Source organism: Pseudomonas sp. PA-5-4B, assembly GCF_021606215.1.
Classification (GTDB): domain Bacteria; phylum Pseudomonadota; class Gammaproteobacteria; order Pseudomonadales; family Pseudomonadaceae; genus Aquipseudomonas; species Aquipseudomonas edaphica.
The window spans coordinates 39,966-58,720 of sequence record NZ_WKDB01000040.1; the positions used below are offsets into that span (position 1 = coordinate 39,966).

General features: G+C 61.2%; 15 protein-coding genes. 10 read left to right on the forward strand and 5 right to left on the reverse strand.

What is annotated here, in order from left to right:
* The first annotated feature begins 51 nt into the window (after nucleotides 1–51).
* The gene (locus GIW28_RS19575) at nucleotides 52–1,815 is read left to right on the forward strand and encodes a bifunctional diguanylate cyclase/phosphodiesterase (protein ID WP_026013634.1); all 1,764 of its coding nucleotides are present in this window, start codon (nucleotides 52–54) and stop codon (nucleotides 1,813–1,815) included.
* On the opposite strand, the gene GIW28_RS19580 is transcribed toward GIW28_RS19575, so the two are convergent.
* From GIW28_RS19580 to GIW28_RS19595, 4 genes are all read right to left on the reverse strand, one after another.
* A complete protein-coding gene (locus GIW28_RS19580) occupies nucleotides 1,812–2,183 on the reverse strand; it encodes a hypothetical protein (protein ID WP_005786715.1) in 372 nt (123 codons plus the stop codon). The genes GIW28_RS19575 and GIW28_RS19580 overlap by 4 nt on opposite strands.
* Nucleotides 2,180–2,518: a helix-turn-helix domain-containing protein gene (locus GIW28_RS19585; protein ID WP_026013635.1), complete on the reverse strand. Its 339-nt coding sequence runs from the start codon at nucleotides 2,516–2,518 to the stop codon at nucleotides 2,180–2,182. The genes GIW28_RS19580 and GIW28_RS19585 overlap by 4 nt, the downstream gene beginning before the upstream one ends.
* A gap of 96 nt (nucleotides 2,519–2,614) precedes the next feature.
* Nucleotides 2,615–3,070, reverse strand: coding sequence for a YkvA family protein (locus GIW28_RS19590; protein ID WP_017136376.1), 456 nt, complete (start codon nucleotides 3,068–3,070; stop codon nucleotides 2,615–2,617).
* Between the two features lie 395 nt (nucleotides 3,071–3,465).
* Nucleotides 3,466–4,206, reverse strand: a complete 741-nt coding sequence (locus GIW28_RS19595) for an FKBP-type peptidyl-prolyl cis-trans isomerase (protein ID WP_017136377.1) — start codon at nucleotides 4,204–4,206, stop codon at nucleotides 3,466–3,468.
* A 258-nt stretch (nucleotides 4,207–4,464) separates the two neighbouring features.
* Between GIW28_RS19595 and GIW28_RS19600 the strand changes: the two genes are divergently transcribed.
* From GIW28_RS19600 to GIW28_RS19635, 8 genes are all read left to right on the forward strand, one after another.
* Nucleotides 4,465–6,276 (forward strand): di-heme-cytochrome C peroxidase, encoded by a 1,812-nt coding sequence (locus GIW28_RS19600; RefSeq protein ID WP_236447540.1) that lies wholly within the window; start codon nucleotides 4,465–4,467, stop codon nucleotides 6,274–6,276.
* Nucleotides 6,273–7,436 carry a catalase family protein gene (locus GIW28_RS19605; protein ID WP_017136379.1) on the forward strand — a complete coding sequence of 388 codons (1,164 nt, stop codon included), beginning with the start codon at nucleotides 6,273–6,275 and terminating at the stop codon, nucleotides 7,434–7,436. The genes GIW28_RS19600 and GIW28_RS19605 overlap by 4 nt, the downstream gene beginning before the upstream one ends.
* Before the next feature lie 585 nt (nucleotides 7,437–8,021).
* Nucleotides 8,022–8,096, forward strand: a complete 75-nt coding sequence (gene kdpF, locus GIW28_RS30615) for a K(+)-transporting ATPase subunit F (protein WP_225933057.1) — start codon at nucleotides 8,022–8,024, stop codon at nucleotides 8,094–8,096.
* 107 nt (nucleotides 8,097–8,203) lie between these two features.
* Nucleotides 8,204–9,910 (forward strand): potassium-transporting ATPase subunit KdpA, encoded by a 1,707-nt coding sequence (gene kdpA, locus GIW28_RS19615; RefSeq protein ID WP_099547873.1) that lies wholly within the window; start codon nucleotides 8,204–8,206, stop codon nucleotides 9,908–9,910.
* Between the two features lie 10 nt (nucleotides 9,911–9,920).
* Nucleotides 9,921–10,568: a potassium-transporting ATPase subunit KdpC gene (gene kdpC / locus GIW28_RS19620; RefSeq protein ID WP_177033469.1), complete on the forward strand. Its 648-nt coding sequence runs from the start codon at nucleotides 9,921–9,923 to the stop codon at nucleotides 10,566–10,568.
* An 11-nt stretch (nucleotides 10,569–10,579) separates the two neighbouring features.
* Nucleotides 10,580–12,649, forward strand: coding sequence for a potassium-transporting ATPase subunit KdpB (kdpB, locus tag GIW28_RS19625; RefSeq protein WP_176991154.1), 2,070 nt, complete (start codon nucleotides 10,580–10,582; stop codon nucleotides 12,647–12,649).
* Nucleotides 12,650–12,771: 122 nt separating this feature from the next.
* Nucleotides 12,772–15,423: a sensor histidine kinase gene (locus tag GIW28_RS19630; protein ID WP_236447541.1), complete on the forward strand. Its 2,652-nt coding sequence runs from the start codon at nucleotides 12,772–12,774 to the stop codon at nucleotides 15,421–15,423.
* Nucleotides 15,420–16,112 carry a response regulator gene (locus GIW28_RS19635; protein ID WP_138450464.1) on the forward strand — a complete coding sequence of 231 codons (693 nt, stop codon included), beginning with the start codon at nucleotides 15,420–15,422 and terminating at the stop codon, nucleotides 16,110–16,112. Before GIW28_RS19630 ends, GIW28_RS19635 begins: the two co-directional genes overlap by 4 nt.
* Here GIW28_RS19635 and GIW28_RS19640 read toward each other — a convergent pair.
* Entirely contained in the window at nucleotides 16,072–16,995 is a 924-nt protein-coding gene (locus tag GIW28_RS19640) for a LysR family transcriptional regulator (RefSeq protein WP_017136386.1), read from the reverse strand. The genes GIW28_RS19635 and GIW28_RS19640 overlap by 41 nt on opposite strands.
* 105 nt (nucleotides 16,996–17,100) lie before the next feature.
* Here GIW28_RS19640 and GIW28_RS19645 point away from each other — a divergent pair, with 105 nt between their 5' ends.
* The gene (locus GIW28_RS19645; RefSeq protein WP_017136387.1) at nucleotides 17,101–18,603 is read left to right on the forward strand and encodes an MFS transporter; all 1,503 of its coding nucleotides are present in this window, start codon (nucleotides 17,101–17,103) and stop codon (nucleotides 18,601–18,603) included.
* Nucleotides 18,604–18,755: the final 152 nt, after the last annotated feature.

An 18,755-nucleotide genomic window follows, 5' to 3' on the forward strand; every position in this document is an offset into this window, starting at 1 on the left:
AAGGGACCGCAGGCGTTAGCCTGCGGTCCTTTTTTTTCGATCGAGATCGCCATGACCATGACCGAACAGCTGAATGCATTGGGCTCAATCCTGGCTCAAGGCAGTTTACACAGCCTGTTCCAACCGATCATTTGCCTGTCCGAGCGACGAATCCTCGGCTACGAAGCGCTCAGCCGTGGCCCATCCAATAGCCCCTTGCACTCCCCCGTCGCCCTGTTCAGCGTGGCCAGCCATGCCGGGCGCCTCAGCGAACTGGAAATGGCCTGCCGCGAAAGTGCCTGCCGACGCTTCAGCGAGCAAAAGTTGCCGGGCAAGCTGTTCCTGAACATCTCGCCGGAGTCCTTGATGGAGACGGCGCATCAACCGGGCCGCACCTTACAGTTGTTGCGCGACTTCGGCATCCCGCCAAGCCAGGTGGTGATCGAACTCACCGAGCAAACGCCCACCGACGACTTCGACCTGCTGCAAACCGCGCTGCATCATTACCGCGACATGGGTTTTGCCATCGCTCTGGATGACTTGGGCGCCGGGTATTCCAGCCTGCGTTTATGGTCTGAGCTACGCCCGGACTACGTGAAAATCGACCGGCACTTTATCGACGGTATCCATCAGGATGCGCTCAAGCGCGAGTTCGTCGGCTCCATCCTGCAAATCGCCAAGGCATCCCGCGCCCAGGTGATTGCCGAAGGTATCGAGCTGCCGGAGGAGTTGGCGGTGTTGACGGAAATGGGCGTTGACCTGGTCCAGGGCTACCTGCTTTGCCGCCCCCAGGAACAACCGCCCCAGGAAGCGCGGCTGATGTTGCCCAAGCAGGACCACACCAACATCACCCTCAACGAAGAAGGCAGCGACCTCAGCGCCTTGCTCAACGAGCAACCGGCGGTGGATCAGGACACCGCCACCGCCCAGGTGCTCGAATCCTTCCGCCGTCAGGCCAACCTCAACTCGCTGGCCGTGCTGGATGGGCGCGGTCACCCGGTCGGCATCGTGCACCGGCATTCGTTGTCGGATGCGCTGCTCAAACCGTTCGCCACCGACCTGTTCGCGCGCAAACCCATCAGCCGCTTGATGAGCGATGACTTCCTGGCGGTGGAGTTGAGCCAGTCCCTGCAACAGGTCAGCCGCCTGCTCACCAGCCGCGCGCGGCAACGGATCGAGGAAGACTTCATCATCACCCTCAACGGTGACTACCTGGGCCTGGGTAGGGTGATCGATGTGCTCAAGTTGATCACTGAGCTGAAGATCCAGCAGGCACGCTATGCCAACCCACTGACGCTGCTGCCGGGCAATGTGCCGATCCAGCAATGCCTGACGCGGTTGCTGCAGCAACAGCGCGAGTCGGTGATCTGCTACGTGGATATCGACAGCTTCAAGCCGTTCAACGATATCTACGGCTACGGGCGTGGGGATGAGGTGTTGTTGTGCCTGGCGCAGTGCCTGAACGATCGGGTTGACCCTAGCCGTGATTTTGTCGGGCATATCGGCGGTGATGATTTTTTGCTGGTGCTCGGCCCGCAGGATTGGCGCAAGCGGCTCAACCAGTTGCTGGATGACTTCCACACCCAATGCCGACGCTTCTATCGTGCCGAGCACTTGGACGCCGGTTGCTTCGTGGCCTTGAACCGTCAGGGCGTGCGCCAGGAATTCGCTTTGCTGTCGTTGTCGATCGGCGTGGTGCATTTATATCCACAGGCCTGTGCACAACTGGATGCCAGCCAGTTAGCGGAGCTGGCCTCGCAAGCCAAGCACCACGCCAAAGACATCGCCGGCTACAGCATCCATGTGATCGACAGCATGGACAACCTGCCCGCTTAGGCCTCGGCGGACTCCGGATACTCGTACTCGAACACCCGCACCACTTCCGAAGCATGCCAGGACGCAGCAGCCACACCATCGGACGGCCCGCTGAAACGCCCCAGGCGCTCCACACACTCAAAGAAACCGGTACGCGGCAAGCGGCTGGCGCCCTGGCTGATCACCAGCGAGCTGCGCAACGGCTGCTCGGCCTTGGCGTCCAACGCGGCCAGGTGCTCAAGGGCAGCGGCCAGGGTTTGCATGGCCGGCGTGGGAAATTGCAGGCGCTCCAGCAGCGCGCGGTAGGTGAGCAAATGGCGCTGGCGGCGCGCCTGGTCCAGTTCGTTGAGTAACCCATCCCAGTGTTGACGACTGATTCGTAGACTCAAGATTCATCCCTCCAACCTGCAACGCCCAATTCCCAGGCCAGGCTGCGGCGGATGGCGGCATCCGGCTGGCGTTCACCACTTTCAATCAATCCGAGGTACGAAGGGCTGATGCCCACGGTGCGGGCCAGGCTTTCAATGGCCAAGCCCTTGGCCTCACGCAGGCCGCGCAGGTCCGCGAGCGGGCGTAAAGCCTGATCGGGCGCGACCTGAGCGGTAGAAGAAGGAGTGGCGACAGGCTGTTGCTGACCGGCTGCTTTTAGTAGCGCCTGGTACTGGTCCCATGGCAGCACCGCATACTCGGGTGCGCCATCGCGTGAAATTATCTGAATATCCATGACTGCCCCGTAGGATAACAACACTTACTAAGTAAGTTCTTTCCTTAGAAGTGTAATCCTAACAGCCACAAAGGTCGCAGGGGGATATAAGCGTGTTCAGTTTTTTTGCGGGTTTTCCTGGGCCAGCAGCGCAGGCGTCGCAGGCAGCCGCTCAACCACCGCGAGTTTTTCCGGGCGCTGGGCGTCACGCCAGGCGCGAAACGCGCTCAGTTCGCCGTCCAGGGTCTTCATGACCCATGCCAGCACGGCAATGTCATCGAGCATGCCGAACACCGGGATAAAGTCCGGGATCGCGTCAATCGGGCTGAGGAAGTACATCAGCCCCGCCACTACCGAGATCAGCGCCTTGGGGCTTATGGCGCGATACTCACCGCGCCAGTAAGCCAGGCACAAGGCCTGGAGCAATTTGAGATCATCCTTGAGTTTACCCAGCCGATTGCCCTGGCTTGAGCCTTTGGCGGCCACGGCGAACAGCAGGGTCGGCAACCGGCCACGACCAAGCAAGCGTGCGGCCATGGGCAGGAAACGGGTGAAATTGAAGGGTGGTTTCATCGGTCACTCCAGTTCCAGGCGACATAAAAGGTTATCCACACAAATTGTGGATAACCTTGTGAACAGAGCCTGTTTTATCGGCTGAAAGCCGCGATTTACAAGGCTTGCAGTCAGATCGGGCGTTTTTTGCGCACATAAAAAAAACCCAAGAATTCATTGACTTGGCATTGATGTGCGGCTACCCGTGCTCGAGTCTTATATCAGACTGTGACAGTTTCCAGGGGTTCGGTCGGATTTGCGATCCTTACCACGCTCTGGGTGGGAATGCCGCCCCAAGGCACATGTGACGCAGAGCGTCACCGGATGTGTTCCCACGCAGAGCGTGGGAACAATCATGCAAACGCCAGAAACAACAACGCCCCGTAAAAACGGGGCGTTGTGTGTTCAGGTGCCGATTACTTCTTGGCAGCTGGCGCCGCAGGTGCGTCAGGGGCTTCAGCCTTGGCTGGGTCCTTGATGGCCAGCAGTTCCAGGTCGAATACCAGCACGGAGTTGGCTGGAATCGCCGGGCTCGGGCTCTGTGCGCCGTAGGCCAGGTCGGACGGGATGTACAACTCGACCTTCTCGCCCACGTGCATCAGTTGCAGGCCTTCGACCCAACCCGGGATCACGCCGCTGACCGGCAGGTCAATCGGGCTGCCGCGATCTACGGAGCTGTCAAAGGTGGTGCCGTTGGTGAGCTTGCCGGTGTAGTGAACAGTCACTACGTCGGTCGGCTTAGGCTGAGCGCCGTCGGCCTTCTTCACGATCTTGTATTGCAGACCGGAAGCGGTAGTGACTACGCCGTCTTTCTTGGCGTTGTCTTCGAGGAATTTCTTGCCGGCGGCTGCCGACTCTTCGCTCATTTTAGTCATGCGTTCTTCAGCACGCTTTTGCAGTGCGGCAAACGCTTCAACCAGTTCGTCGTCCTTCAGCTTCTGTTCTTTCTTGCCGACGGCATCTTCGATGCCTTGGGCTACCGCTTTGGAGTCCAGGTCATCCATGCCTTCTTGAGCAAGGCTTTTGCCCATGTTCAGGCCGATGCCGTAGGAAGCTTTCTGCGCCGGGGTTTTCAGCTCTACGCTGGTCTGCGAATCACAACCCGCAAGTACCAGGCTAACCAGGGCCACCGCCGCCGCCAACCGATGCTGTTTCATGCTATTTCCTTGTTCGTGCGCCAAAAGGGCATTCGAGTAAAGTCGCGAGCTTATCAGGCGGCCACGACCAATGGCTACCGGCATGTGAGCAGGAAACTTCTGATAAGTTCACGTGTTTAAAAGCATTTTCATTCATTATGGAGGCCCGCGAAGGATCGCGGGACCATTCGCAACCAGGCTGCTGGCCACTTGCCGCACCTGTGACGCAATGGCATAAGAACGCTACAACTCGACAAGGCCGAGACAAGGATAGCCATCTTGCGCATTTTTTCCCGTGTTTTACTTCTGATATTGCTCGCCCTGGGTTTGCTGCTGGGCGTGGTCCTCTATTACACCCTCAACCCCAAGCTGCCGGACTACGTGCCCGTGGAGCAGGTGCACTATCAGCAACAATGGAGCGAAGCCGATCGCCAGACCTACTACTTCACGCCCCAGGGCACCCAGGTAAAAGGCCTGCATTACGACTGGTTCACCGCCCTCGAACTGCCCTTTTCGGACCGGCGTTTTGCCACACCCGACTACCTCGCACGCTTCGGCTTTCTGGTCGATCCCAAGCAGGTGCCCAGCGCACAAAACCCCGGCAACCTGCCGGTGGGTTTCGCCCGGCACCAGAACGCCGGCAGCCAGGTGCAGTACCTGGACATCACCTGCGCCGCCTGCCACACCGGCGAGCTGCACTTCAAAAACCAGGCGCTGCGCATCGACGGCGGTTCGGCCCAGCATGTGCTGCCGTCCAGCGTACCGACCCTGCGCGGAGGCAGCTTCGGCCAGGCGCTGGTGGCCAGCCTCGCCGCCACCTATTACCTGCCCTGGAAGTTCGATCGCTTCGCCCACAACGTGCTCGGCCACGACTATGACGATCACAACAAGCAACAACTGCGTCAGGACTTCAAGCAGTCGCTGAACCAGTTCCTTAAAGTTACCTGGAACGACACGCACCGTGGCCTCTACCCCACCGAAGAAGGCCCGGGCCGCACTGACGCATTTGGCCGCATCGCCAATGCCAGCTTCGGCGACGCTATCTCGCCGACTAACTACCGGGTCGCCAATGCGCCGGTGGACTACCCGCACCTGTGGGATATCTGGACCTTCGACTGGGTGCAATGGAACGGTTCGGCCCAGCAGCCCATGGCACGTAACATCGGCGAGGCCTTGGGCGTGGGTGCGACCCTGGCCTTTTTCGACGCGGCCGGCCAACCCCTCCAGGGCGATGCCCGTTACCCTTCCAGCGTGCGCGTGCGCGACCTCAACCGGATCGAAGAAACCCTGCAACGCCTCAAGCCGCCGACCTGGCCGCAAGACCTGTTCGGCGCCATCGACAAGCCCCTCGCCGCCCAAGGCCGCGCGCTGTTCGCCGAGAACTGCGCCGGTTGCCATGTGCCTGCAGTCACGCAGGAAAACGGCCGCCCGGTGCAGCAACTGAAGATGTTGCCCGTGGACTACATCGGTACCGACCCAGGCACGGCCAATAACATCGCCGACCAGCGCTATGACCTCAGCGCCCTGCAGTGGGATCCGGCCGAACTGGCCAGGCTCAATGTCGAGCTGCACCCCACGCCCACCGCGCCGCTGGACCTGCACAACCTGTCGGTGGCCCAAGGCCTGGCCTACGTCACTGCCTTCGTCGAAGCACACGCCTACCACGCCGCCGGTGTAACCCCGGCCGAACGCCCAGGCCTGGATGGTTTTGGCCTGCCCATCGGTGTGCGTGAATTGCGCGCCTACAAGGCCCGACCGCTGGCCGGCGTATGGGCCGCACCACCATTCCTGCACAACGGCTCGGTGCCGACGATCTATCAATTGCTCTCGCCCCAGGACGAGCGCAGCACCACCTTCTACAAAGGCACGTTCAATTACGACCCGCGTCACCTGGGCTTTGAAACGGGTGCGTTCAAAAACGCCTTTTTGTTCGATACCAAAATAACCGGCAACCACAACAGCGGTCACGAATTCCGTGATGGCAAGCGTGGCAATGGCGTGATCGGCCGTGGCTTGCTGCCGCAGGAACGCTGGGCGCTGCTGGAATACCTCAAAGTGCTGGGCGGCCCGCTGGAGCAACCACTGCCATGATTATCCGATCTCAATACAACCAACGTTCGCTGCTCGCACGCCTCTGGCTACGCCTGGGCGCCTTTCTCGGTAAAACCCTGCTGTGGCTGCTGGGTTTGGGGCTGCTGGGCTGGCTGTTCGCCACGGCCTGGTTCGCCTGGCAACACAGCGGCCCGGTGTCGCCGGATGAACAGATCCCACCCGGCGAAACAGCCATGACCCAAGGCATCATCCAGACGGCAGTGCGCATCGTCGATCAGCATCGCGAAGGCACGCGCTACCTGCGTGACGCGCATGCCAAGGCCCACGGCTGCGTGAAGGCCGAAGTCAGCGTGCTGACGGACCTCGACCCGGCGCTGCGCCAAGGCGTATTCGCTGAACCTGGCAAGACCTGGCAGGCGCAGATGCGCCTGTCCAACGGCAACGCCTACCCGCAGTTCGACAGCATCCGCGATGCGCGGGGCATGGCGATCAAGCTGCTGGATGTGCCAGGCAAACAATTGATGGCCGACCAACAGACGCGCACCGAACAAGACTTTGTGATGTTCAGCCACCCGAACTTTTTTGTCAGCGATGTGGCCGAATACGCGCAGAACATCGGTGCCCAGGCTGACGGCAAAAAGGTGTTGGCGTTCTTCCCTAAAGCCGACCCGCGCAGTTGGCAAGTGCGCCACCTGTTTATCGCCCTGGCCACCCTGGCGCCCGCTCCGGCGAGCCCGACGCAGACGACGTACTTTTCGGTTTCCCCCTACAAATTTGGCGCGGCAAATGCCAAGTTTCGTGTAGCACCCGACCCGCAGAGTTGCCCGGAATATGTGTTGCCCAAGCAGAATCAGGACCTGCCGAACTTTCTGCGCAGCGCACTGAACCAGCAACTGTCCACCGACCGTGTACCGGCGTGTTTTGTGTTGCAGATTCAGCGGCAAAATCCGCAGAAATTCATGCCGATCGAAGACACCAGCATCGAATGGAAGGAAAGTGATGCGCCCTATGAGACAGTGGCCAAGGTGCGGATTCCTGCGCAGGACTTTGATACGCCCGCGTTGAATCTTGCCTGTGATAACCAGTCGTTCAACCCGTGGTTCGGTCTGGAGGCGCATCGGCCGATTGGTGGGATTAACCGGTTGCGCAAGGCGGTATATGAGGCGGTGAGCGACTATCGGCATAGTCGGAATTTGTGAGGTTATGATCGTTCCCACGCTCCGCGTCGGAATGCCGTCTTGGACGCTCTGCGTCCGCAGTTAAGGGGCGTGACGCGGAGCGTCACAGGATGCATTCCCACGCAAAGCGTGGGAACGATCGAACAGAAAAGCCAATCACCGTAAAGAATCCGTATAAATCCCAAGTTCCCCATAACGATTACGTCGCCTCTATTGAACAACTAAGCCCTAAACTTTACCGTCACTTCCTACCTCCAAAACCCGTAGGAAGTCATCGTGGAAAGTTCAACTTTAGGCATGGTCGTCCTGTCAATGATTGCGCTCTTCGGCACCGCCGCGTTTTGCTTCGAACACCTCGCCACCCGCAGCGAGAAGAAAAAGAAAGCCAAATAAGCTGGTCAACGAAATCAGCAGAACCCCAGACTTTCAAGGGATCAGCCACCCGCGGGCTATCCCTTGTTTTCGTGTGCCCAGCCTAAAATCTTCTATATACCGTCTTAATACCGCCCGCCGTAATCAGTGCCCGAGCTTGATACAAGAGCGCCTAACCTCCCCGGCTTACTCAACAAGGGGAGTTACACCGTGCTGACACTAACGTTCATTTATGTGGCCAGCGGCTTATGCGCCGTGGGGCTGTTCGCTTACTTGGGCTACGCCCTCATTCGCGCCGAAAAGTTCTAGGGAGCCCGCCATGTACGACGTGATGTTTATGGGCCTCTCCCTGGTGTTTTTTGTTGCGACTGCCATGGCCATTGTCGCCATGGGCAAGCTTTGAACGGAGCCACGACATGCTAAGCACTTTGCTGGAATTTGCGCTGGTCCTGGGGTTGATGACCGCGCTTGCCGTGCTCATGGGCAAGTGGCTGACCCGGGTATTCACCGGGAACCGCCATGCCCTGCCGGAACGTTTTACCTACCGCCTGCTGGGCATCAACCCATTGGAAACCATGAGCTGGGGCCGCTACGGTTCAGCGCTGTTGCTGTCGAACGCGGCGATGATGCTGCTGGGCTACAGCATCCTGCGCCTGCAGGCGGTAACGCCGATCAACCCCCTGGGGTTGGCTGCGCAAACCCCGGACCTGGCGTTCAACACCGCCGTGTCCTTTATCACCAACACCAACTGGCAGGCGTATTCGGGCGAAACCAGCCTGTCGAACTTCAGCCAGATGGCGGTCATTACCTTTTTGATGTTTGTCGGTGCCACCTCCGGCGTGGTGGCGGCCGCCGGTTTTATACGTGGCTTGAGCCGCTCAAGCGCGGCCGATATCGGCAATTTCTGGGTCGACTTCACCCGCACCCTCTACCGCGTGATGCTGCCGCTGTGCGTGGGCATGGCGCTGGTGTATGTATGGCAAGGCATGCCGCAAACCTTAGCCTCCCAAGCCCTGGCGACAACATTGGAAGGCGCGCAACAACAGCTGATCGTCGGCGCGGTTGCCAGCTTTGAATCGATCAAGCACATCGGCACCAACGGCGGCGGTTTCTTCAGCATGAACGCCGCGCACCCGTTCGAAAACCCGACGCCGCTGACCAACATCCTGCACATCCTCAGCATGCTGTTGATCCCCTCGGCGCTGACCTACACCTTTGGCAGCATGCTGTTGCAACGCCGTCAGGGCTGGGTGTTTTTCGGCACCTTCCTGGTGATGTTTATCGGCTTTCTTGCGCTGGTGTATGGCGCCGAGCAAACCGGCAACCCGTTGCTGACCCAGGCCGGCGCCAACCAGGTGCTGTCGATCGAGCAAAGCGGCGGCAACATGGAAGGCAAGGAACTGCGTTTCGGCATTGCCGACAGCAGCTTGTTTATCGCCACCACCACGGCAGCCACCACCGGCTCGGTCAATACCATGCACGACTCGCTGACGCCCATGGGCGGCTTCGTGCCCCTGGCGCAGATGATGCTCAACTGCGTGTTCGGCGGTGACGGCGTGGGCTTTATCAACCTGATCCAGTACGCGCTGCTCACGGTGTTTCTGGTGGGCATGATGATCGGCCGCAGCCCGGAATTTCTTGGCAAGAAAATCGAGGCCCGCGAGATGAAACTGGTGATGCTCTCGGTGCTCGCGCACCCGGTCAGTATCCTGGGTTTCACCGCCCTCGCCGCCCTGTGGCCAGACACCCTGGCCAGTCTCAACAACCTTGGCCCGCACGGTTTCAGCGAGGTGCTGTACGCCTACACCTCCGGCACCGCCAACAACGGTTCGGCGTTCGCCGGGCTGAATGCCAATACACCGTTTTTTAACACCACCATTGGCCTTGCGATGCTGATCGGGCGCTTCTTCACGATGCTGCCGATGCTCGCCGTGGCCGGTTCCCTGGCGATGAAAAAAACCGTGCCGGCCGGCGCAGGCACCATTCCTACCGCGACCCCGCTGTTCATGTTGCTGGTGGTGTTCGTGGTGCTGGTGGTCGGTGGCCTGACCTTCTTGCCCGCGCTCGCGCTTGGCCCGCTGGTGGAGCAACTGCAGTTGCTGTCCGGCCAGACCTACAACTAAGGACATGTTGATGACCACTCAATCGATCTTCAAAGGGCTGCTGCGCCCGGTGCTGGTGTCGGCGGTGTTTTTCATGCTGCTGACCGGGCTGGCTTACCCGGCGCTCACCACCGTGGCGGCGCAATTGCTGTTCCCGTTTCAGGCTCAAGGTTCGCTGATTGAACGCGATGGGCGGGTGATCGGCTCGGTGCTGATCGGCCAGAATTTCACCAAGCCGGAGTACTTCCAGGGCCGCCCCAGCATGACCCTCGGCGCTGATCCGCAGGACCCGAGCAAAAGCGTGCTGCAGCCCTACAACGCAGGCGCAAGCGGCGCCAGCAACCTCGGCCCCACCAGCCAAAAACTGCTCGACCAGGTGGCCGCACGCGCCAAAACCTATCGCCAGGATAACGGCCTGGCCGCTGACGCCCCGGTGCCGGTGGACGCAGTCACCGCCTCAGCCTCTGGCCTCGACCCGCATATCTCGGTGGCCAACGCCCGGCTGCAGTTGGCACGGGTGGCGCGCTTGCGGCACATCGCCGAACCCGAACTGCTGCAACTGCTCAACGACCACACCGCCGCACGCACCTTCGGCCTGCTCGGCGAGCCCCGGGTGAATGTGCTGCAACTCAACGTGGCGCTGGATGCGCGTCAGCCCTCTATTGCGCTCAGTGAGTAAGAGATTCCTTCATGAAAAATGCTCGTTTACCTCTGTTTGACCGGCGCATCGTGCTCACTGCCGGCGTCGATGCACTGAAGAAATTGCTGCCCCAGGCCCAGTGGAAAAACCCGGTGATGTTCGTGGTGTACCTGGGCAGCATTCTCACCACCTTGCTGTGGTTCCAGTCCCTGGGCGGCAAGGGTGAAGCGCCCAGCGGTTTTATCCTCAGCATCACCTTGTGGCTGTGGTTTACCGTGCTGTTCGCCAACTTCGCCGAAGCCCTGGCCGAAGGGCGCAGCCGTGCCCAGGCCGCGAGCCTGCGCGGCATGAAACGCCAGACCCTGGCCAAATTGCTGCAGCAACCGCGCCACGGTGCAGCGTGGCTGCCGCTGGAGGCGAGCCTGCTGCGCAAGGACAACGTAGTGTTGATCGAAGCCGGTGATCTGGTGCCGCTCGACGGCGTGGTGATTGAAGGCGTGGCGTCGGTGGATGAAAGCGCAATTACCGGCGAATCGGCGCCGGTGATCCGCGAGGCCGGTGGCGACTTTTCGTCGGTCACCGGCGGCACGCGGGTGCTGTCGGACTGGCTGGTGGTGCGCATCAGCGTCAACCCCGGCGAATCGTTCCTGGACCGCATGATCTCGATGGTCGAATCGGCCAAGCGCCAGAAGACGCCGAATGAAGTCGCGCTGACGATTCTGCTGGTGGGCCTGACCCTGTTGTTCCTGCTGGTGATCGCCACGCTGAGCCCCTACTCGATCTTCGCCGTGGCCATGAGCGGCAATGGCAGCGTGATCAGCGCCACGGTGTTGGTGGCGTTGCTGGTGTGCCTGATCCCCACCACCATCGGCGGCCTGCTCTCGGCCATCGGCGTGGCGGGCATGAGCCGCATGATGTCGGCCAATGTGATTGCCACCTCCGGCCGTGCCGTCGAGGCGGCGGGTGATGTCGACGTGTTGCTGCTGGACAAGACCGGCACCATCACCTTGGGCAATCGCCAGGCAAGCAGCTTTTTGCCGGCACCCGGCGTGAAGGAAGCTGAACTGGCTGACGCCGCGCAACTCGCCTCACTGGCAGACGAAACCCCGGAAGGCCGCAGCATTGTGGTACTGGCCAAGCAAAAATTCGACATCCGTGCGCGGGACATCAACGCCCTGGGCGCACGCTTTGTGCACTTCACCGCGCAAACCCGCATGAGCGGCGTCGACCTGGCCGAAGGCCGGGCGATTCGCAAAGGCGCGGCGGATGCGATTCGCAGCCATATCGAAACCCTGGGCGGGAGTTTCCCGGCGGCATTGCAGGCCAAGGTCGATGAAGTCTCGCGGCGCGGCAGCACACCGCTGGTGGTCAGCGACGGTGCCAAGGCCTTGGGCGTGGTTGAGCTTAAGGACGTGGTGAAAGGCGGCATCAAGGAGCGCTTCGCCGAGTTGCGGCGCATGGGCATCAAGACCGTGATGATCACCGGCGACAACCGCCTGACCGCCGCTGCGATTGCGGTGGAAGCCGGTGTCGATGACTTCCTCGCCGAAGCCCGCCCGGAAGACAAGCTGCAACTGATCCGCGACTACCAGGCCCAGGGCAAGCTGGTAGCCATGACCGGCGACGGCACCAACGACGCACCTGCGCTGGCCCAGGCCGACGTGGCCGTGGCGATGAACAGCGGCACCCAGGCGGCCAAAGAGGCCGGCAACATGGTCGACCTCGACAGCAACCCGACCAAGCTGATCGAAGTGGTCGAGGTCGGCAAACAGATGCTCATGACCCGTGGCGCGCTCACCACGTTCAGCGTGGCCAATGACGTGGCGAAGTACTTCGCAATCATCCCGGCGGCGTTTGTCGCCACCTACCCACAGCTGGGCGCCTTGAACGTGATGCACCTGAGCAGCCCCAATTCGGCAATTTTGAGCGCGGTGATTTTTAACGCGCTGATCATTGTCGCGTTGATTCCGCTGGCCTTGCGCGGTGTGAAGTACCGGGCCATCGGCGCGGCGGCGTTGCTTAACCGCAACCTGTTGATCTACGGCCTGGGCGGCGTGCTGGTGCCGTTTGCGGGGATCAAGGTGATCGACATGCTGCTGAGTGGATTGGGCTTGGTGTAACACCACAAACCCAATGTGGGAGCTGGCTTTTTGGGGGTGCTTCGCACCCCAGCGCAAGCAAGCTTGCTCGCCACAACAAGCCAGCTCCCACAGTTAATCGTGTTGTATTCAACAGGAAGAACATGCCCGCACTCAACCACGAACGCCCCGACCCCGACGCCTTGCTCGCGCGGGTACAGCTCGAAGAACAGGCCGCCTTGCGCGGCAAATTGCGTATTTACTTCGGCTCAAATGCCGGGGTGGGCAAGACCTGCGCCATGCTCGCGGCGGCGCAACGCGAAGTCGCCCTGGGCCGTGATGTGCTTGCCGGCGTAGTAGAAACCCACGGCCGCACGGAGACTGCCGAGCGGCTCGACGGCCTGGAGCAACTGCCCCGCGCTGCCTTGCTGCACCACGATTTTTCGCTCAGCGAATTCGACCTAGACGCCGCGTTGCGCAGGCAGCCCGCCGTATTGCTGGTGGACGAGTTGGCCCACAGCAACGCGCCTGGCTCGCGGCATCCCAAACGCTGGCAAGACGTTGAAGAACTGCTCAGCGCCGGCATCGACGTGTGGACCACGCTCAACGTCCAGCACCTGGAAAGCCTGAATGATCTGGTCAGCGGCATCATCGGCATTCGCGTGCGCGAAACCGTACCGGACCACGTGTTTGATAACGCCCATGACGTGGTGGTGATCGACCTGCCGCCCGACGATTTGCTGCAACGTTTGAAGGACGGCAAGGTCTATCTCGGCCCGCAAGCAGAACGCGCCGCACAGCATTTTTTCCGCAAGGGCAACCTGTTGGCCCTGCGCGAGCTGGCGCTGCGGCGCACGGCGGATCGGGTCGACGCGCAAATGCGCGTGTACCGTCGCGAACAGTCGATCAAAGCCTTGTGGCCAGCCCGCGAACGCTTGCTGGTGGGTGTGGCGGGCGACGCCGGTGATGAACGCCTGGTGCGCGAAGCTGCACGATTGGCGCAAAAGCTCGAAGCTGACTGGATCGTCGTGCATGTCGCAACGGCCCAAGGCAGCGGCGCCAAGCGTTACCTCACGGCGATGAAAACCCTGAGCCTGGCCAGCGAATTCGGCGCTGATACCGCGACGCTGCCGGGCATGGACGTGGCTGAAGCCCTAGCCGCCTGCGCCCGCGAACACAACGCCAATCGCCTGGTGCTCGGCCATCATCCGCGCCAGGCGTGGCGCTTCTGGCATCAGTCGGTCAGCGACCGGATCAGCCGACATCACCCGCAGATCGATCAGATCGTGATCGCTCACAGCGTCTTGCCCGGGCCTGCGCCTACCCTCGAAAAACCCTCGCTGCCCCCCGGCCGCGCCTTGGCCTACCTGTGGGCCACGCTTGCCTGTTTCAGTGCCAGCGCCGTCGCTGCATTGCTGCTGCAAGTGTTCGACCTGGCCAACGTGGTCATGCTGTTTTTGCTCACCGTGGTGCTGGTGGCCTTGCGTTATGGGCGCGGCCCCGGTGTGTGGGCGGCAATGCTGGCGGTGCTGTGTTTCGACTTCTTTTTCGTACAGCCGCGCTACTCGTTCACCGTCAATGACACTCAGTATTTCTTCACCTTTGCGCTGATGCTCGGCATTGCCTTGATCACCGGGCAACTCACCGCCCGCCTGCGCCATGAAGCACGCACGGCGGCCGCGCGCGAACGGCGCGCTACCTCTTTGGCGCGGCTGGCTCGCGACTTGTCGGCGGCACTGACCGTAGAGCACATCAGCGAAGTCGCGCTGCGCACCTTCAGTGGCGTGTTCGAAGCACGGGTCGGCTTGGCGTTGCCGGACGCCGCCGATGGCGTGCACAGCGTGAGTGCCAGCGGCTTGCCGATTGACGAAAGCATCGCCCAATGGACTTACGACCATGGCCAAGCCGCAGGTCATGGCACCGACACCTTGTCAGCAGCCAAAGGTTGTTACTTACCGCTCAAAGCGCCGATGCGCGTGCGCGGCGTGCTGGTACTGGAACTGGCCCAGAGCGAGCGCCTGAACGACCCGCAGGAGCGCCGTCTGCTGGAAGCCTGCATGAGCCAATTGGCGATTGCGCTGGAGCGCGTGCATTTCGTCGAAGTGGCGCAAAGCACGCTTGTGCAGATGGAAGGCGAGAAGATGCGCAACACCCTGCTCGCCGCTATTTCCCACGACTTGCGCACGCCCCTGACCACCCTGATCGGCGCCGCCGACACCGCCCTGCCCCATGCCCCGCCAGGTCCGCTGACCGAATTGCTGCACGGCATCCATGAACAAGCTACATCGATGCAGCGGCTGATCGAAAACCTGCTGGACATGGCGCGCATGCAAGAGCGCGGCGTGCGCCTGAACCGGCAGTGGCATTCGCTGGAAGAAATCCTCGGCAGCGCCCTGCGCCAGTTGCGTGAGCCGTTGGCACACCACCGCGTGCAAACCCTGTTGGATTCACAGTTGCCGCTGGTGGATATCGACGCCCTGCTGATCGAGCGGGTGCTGGTCAACCTGCTGGATAACGCCGCCAAGTACACGCCGGCGGGCACCCTCATTACCGTCACTGGCAGCAAAGTTTCGGACAGCATCGTGCTGGAAGTCAGCGACAACGGCCCGGGCAAGGCTCCCGCCAACCTGTTCGAACCTTTCGCACGTGGCCAGCAGGAATCTTCCATCACGGGCATCGGCCTGGGCCTGGCGCTGGCCAAACGCATCGTTGAAGCCCATGGCGGGCATATCCACACCCACCCGCTTGAGACGTGCGGCATGCACTTCATCATCACCTTACCGGCCGGCACCCCGCCAGCCATGGAAAACCTATGAGCACTGCACGCATTTTGATTGTTGAAGACGAAGCCAATATCCGCCGCTTTGTCGGGATCGCCCTGCAAGATGAAGGCTTTCAGGTGTTCGAAGCCGACAGCGTCAAACGTGCGCTGATTCATGCCGCCAGCCGTCAACCGGACCTGGTGATCGTCGACCTCGGCTTGCCCGATGGCGATGGCAAGCAACTGATCAGTGAGTTGCGTGGTTGGCTGGCGGTGCCGATTCTGGTGTTGTCGGCGCGTGATCGCGAAGAAGAGAAAGTCGCCGCTTTGGACGCAGGGGCCGATGATTACCTGACCAAGCCGTTCGGCGTGCCCGAATTGCTCGCTCGCATCCGCGCACAACTGCGCCGGCACGGGCAGACCGGCGCCGTGGCGGCGACCAGCAAGGTGGCGTTTGGCGAAATTGAAGTCGACCTGTCGACCCACGAAGTGTGGCGCCAGAGCCAGCCGGTGCACCTCACACCCATCGAGTACCGCCTGCTCTGCGCAATGATTCGCGGCCAGAGCCGGGTGCTGACACATCGGCAGTTATTGCTCGAAGTGTGGGGGCTGGACTACATCGACCGCCCGCACTATCTGCGTGTACACATGGCGCACTTGCGGCAAAAACTGGAGGCGGATCCGGCGCAGCCGCAGCATTTTATTACCGAGTTGCAGGTGGGGTATCGGTTGATGGGGCTGTGAACAGGCGTTCAGCAACAAAGTCCACAAACACCCGGATCTTTGGCGACAGGTGCCGGCTGGAAGGCCACAGCGCCCAGAATTGGCCTTGGTCATCAGAGTGCCCGTCCAACACGGTTTCCAACTGCGCCTGGGCCAGCGCCTCACGGGCCAGGAAGTCCGGCACGTAAGCGATGCCATGGCCATCGATTGCGGCCCGAAGCATCGCTTCCATATTGTTCAACGTCAGCGCCGTGGGCAGCCGTAATTGGGTGATCGCCGGGTTGGCGGATAAGGTCCACTCCATGATTTTGCCGGTGGTGGCGAAGCGATAACGCAGGCATTGGTGGCGCTCAAGGTCACTGAGGGTTGCTGGCCGACCGTTCGCACGCAGGTACTCAGGCGATGCACACAACACAAAGCGAAATGGCCCGAGTCGGCGCGCCATCAAGGTCGAATCGGCCAGACCGCCGCTGCGGATCACCACGTCGAAGCCTTCCTCGATCACATCCACCAGGTGGTCGTTGAAATCCAGCTCCAACTCAATTTCCGGGTAGGCCCGCCTGAAGGCGACCATATGCGCAAATAGAAACCTGTAACCGATGGTGGGCAGGCTGACCCGCAACTTGCCGCGGGGGGCCTGCATGGCATGGGAGAGCATGGCGCGGGCGTCCTGCAGGTCATCGAGAATTTTCCGACAGCGCTCGTAGAACAACTGGCCTTCAGCAGTCAGGCTGACTTTGCGCGTGCTGCGGTGCAACAACCGCACATTCAACGACGCTTCCAGCTTGACCACATTTTTGCCCACCGCCGAGGCGGAAATGCCCATCGCCCGCGCCGCGCCTGTGAAGCTGAGCGCTTCAGCGGTTTTCACGAAGGCGATAACACCGCTGAGATTGTCGCTCATACCAATGCATCCAATTTGTCCGTTATGTGTGGAATGTAGGCCCATTTATCCGCCATTACATCCTGATTAGAGTCTTTATCTTTACAGGTCCACAGGAATCTCCCGATGAACACAGCCGACTCCGCCCATGGCCGCTATGCCATTCTTGCCGCGATCTGCCTGGCGGCTCTGGTGTTGCCCATGAGCTTTACCGGTGGCGCCGTAGCGACGCCCTTTATCGGCCACGCATTTGCTGCGCACCCCACACAGTTGGCGTGGATCACCAACGCGTTCATGCTTAGTTTCGGCAGCCTGCTGATGGCCGCCGGCACCCTTGCCGATCGGTATGGTCGCAAGCGTTTGTTCCTGTGGGGCATGGCGCTGTTTACAGGTGTCTCGCTGCTGCTGACCGTGGCGCCGGGCATACTCTGGCTGGATGTACTGCGCGGTGTACAGGGTGTTGCGGCGGCTACCGCATTGGCCAGCGGCTGCGCAGCGTTGGCGCAGGAGTTCGACGGCCATGCCAGGACACGCGCCTTCAGCTTGCTGGGCACCACCTTTGGCGCAGGCCTGGCTTTCGGGCCGCTGCTGTCTGGGTGGCTGATTGAACTGTGGGGCTGGCGTGCGATTTTCTTCACCACCGCATTGCTGGCGGGCCTGTCGTTGCTGTGCGCCGCACCCACAATGCGAGAGAGCCGCGACCCGCAAGCGCTGCAGTTGGACCTGCCTGGCGTACTGACGTTTTCGGCAATGCTGGTGAGCTTGACCACGGCGATCATTCTCGCGCCGCAGTTGGGTTGGGCTTCGGTGACGACCGGTTGTCTGCTTGCGGCGGCTGCGGCTTTCTTGCTGGTGTTTATCCTGGTTGAACAGCGTGCGAGCCAACCGATGCTGGATCTGCGCCTGTTTCGCTTTGCGCGTTTTATCGGCGTGCAATTGTTGCCGATTGGCACCTGCTACTGCTACATCGTGCTGGTGGTGTTGCTGCCGCTGCGGTTTATTGGGGTCGAAGGCGCCAGCGCGTCAGAGGCGGGCTTGATGATGCTGGCGCTGTCTGCGCCGATGCTGGTGGTGCCGTTACTGGCCGCAACGCTGACACGCTGGCTGTCGGCGGGGCTGTTGTGTGCCCTTGGCCTGTTGATCGCGGCGTCGGGGTTGTATGGGCTGAGCCTGGCCCAGCCCGGCCAGCCATTGCCGACTGTCGTGGCAATGTTGGTGATCGGGATGGGGACGGGCTTGCCGTGGGGCTTGATGGATGGCCTGGCGATCAGCGTGGTGCCCACAGAGCGTGCGGGCATGGCCGCAGGCATTTTCAATACGACCCGGGTTGCCAGTGAAGGTGTGGCGCTGGCCATCACCGTGGCGGTGTTGAGTGCGCTGGTTGCCCATCATCTGCCCGCAGACAGTTCGCAGGACATTGCTGGGGTTGCCCAGCAGTTGGTCATGGGCGACACCCGTGCAAACCTCCCGCTGGAATTGCTGCGCACGGCCTACCTCGCGGGCTTCAATACGTTGCTGCAATGGCTGGCCGGGCTCACCCTGTTTACGGCGGTGGTGGTGTTTGTGTTTCTGAGCCGACGTGAGATTGCACCCGCGCCTGTGGCGCTCGCCGCCGAAGCGCAAAGCTGAATCGCAGGCAAAAAAAAGCCCGCTCAATGAGCGGGCTTCTTGTGGTGACCTGGCGTTCAGTGTTCCAGGTTACCGAATATGGCGCAGCGGACGGGACTCGAACCCGCGACCCCCGGCGTGACAGGCCGGTATTCTAACCGACTGAACTACCG

What these genes read in the sequence shown, in the direction of transcription:
- kdpA (WP_099547873.1), top strand. Translation starts at nt 8,204, where the DNA reads ATGCTAAGCACTTTGCTGGAATTTGCGCTGGTCCTGGGGTTGATGACC.
- GIW28_RS19575 (WP_026013634.1), top strand. Translation starts at nt 52, where the DNA reads ATGACCATGACCGAACAGCTGAATGCATTGGGCTCAATCCTGGCTCAA.
- GIW28_RS19595 (WP_017136377.1), bottom strand. Translation starts at nt 4,206, where the DNA reads ATGAAACAGCATCGGTTGGCGGCGGCGGTGGCCCTGGTTAGCCTGGTA.
- GIW28_RS19585 (WP_026013635.1), bottom strand. Translation starts at nt 2,518, where the DNA reads ATGGATATTCAGATAATTTCACGCGATGGCGCACCCGAGTATGCGGTG.
- kdpC (WP_177033469.1), top strand. Translation starts at nt 9,921, where the DNA reads ATGACCACTCAATCGATCTTCAAAGGGCTGCTGCGCCCGGTGCTGGTG.
- GIW28_RS19645 (WP_017136387.1), top strand. Translation starts at nt 17,101, where the DNA reads ATGAACACAGCCGACTCCGCCCATGGCCGCTATGCCATTCTTGCCGCG.
- GIW28_RS19605 (WP_017136379.1), top strand. Translation starts at nt 6,273, where the DNA reads ATGATTATCCGATCTCAATACAACCAACGTTCGCTGCTCGCACGCCTC.
- kdpB (WP_176991154.1), top strand. Translation starts at nt 10,580, where the DNA reads ATGAAAAATGCTCGTTTACCTCTGTTTGACCGGCGCATCGTGCTCACT.
- GIW28_RS19635 (WP_138450464.1), top strand. Translation starts at nt 15,420, where the DNA reads ATGAGCACTGCACGCATTTTGATTGTTGAAGACGAAGCCAATATCCGC.
- GIW28_RS19640 (WP_017136386.1), bottom strand. Translation starts at nt 16,995, where the DNA reads ATGAGCGACAATCTCAGCGGTGTTATCGCCTTCGTGAAAACCGCTGAA.
- GIW28_RS19630 (WP_236447541.1), top strand. Translation starts at nt 12,772, where the DNA reads ATGCCCGCACTCAACCACGAACGCCCCGACCCCGACGCCTTGCTCGCG.
- GIW28_RS19590 (WP_017136376.1), bottom strand. Translation starts at nt 3,070, where the DNA reads ATGAAACCACCCTTCAATTTCACCCGTTTCCTGCCCATGGCCGCACGC.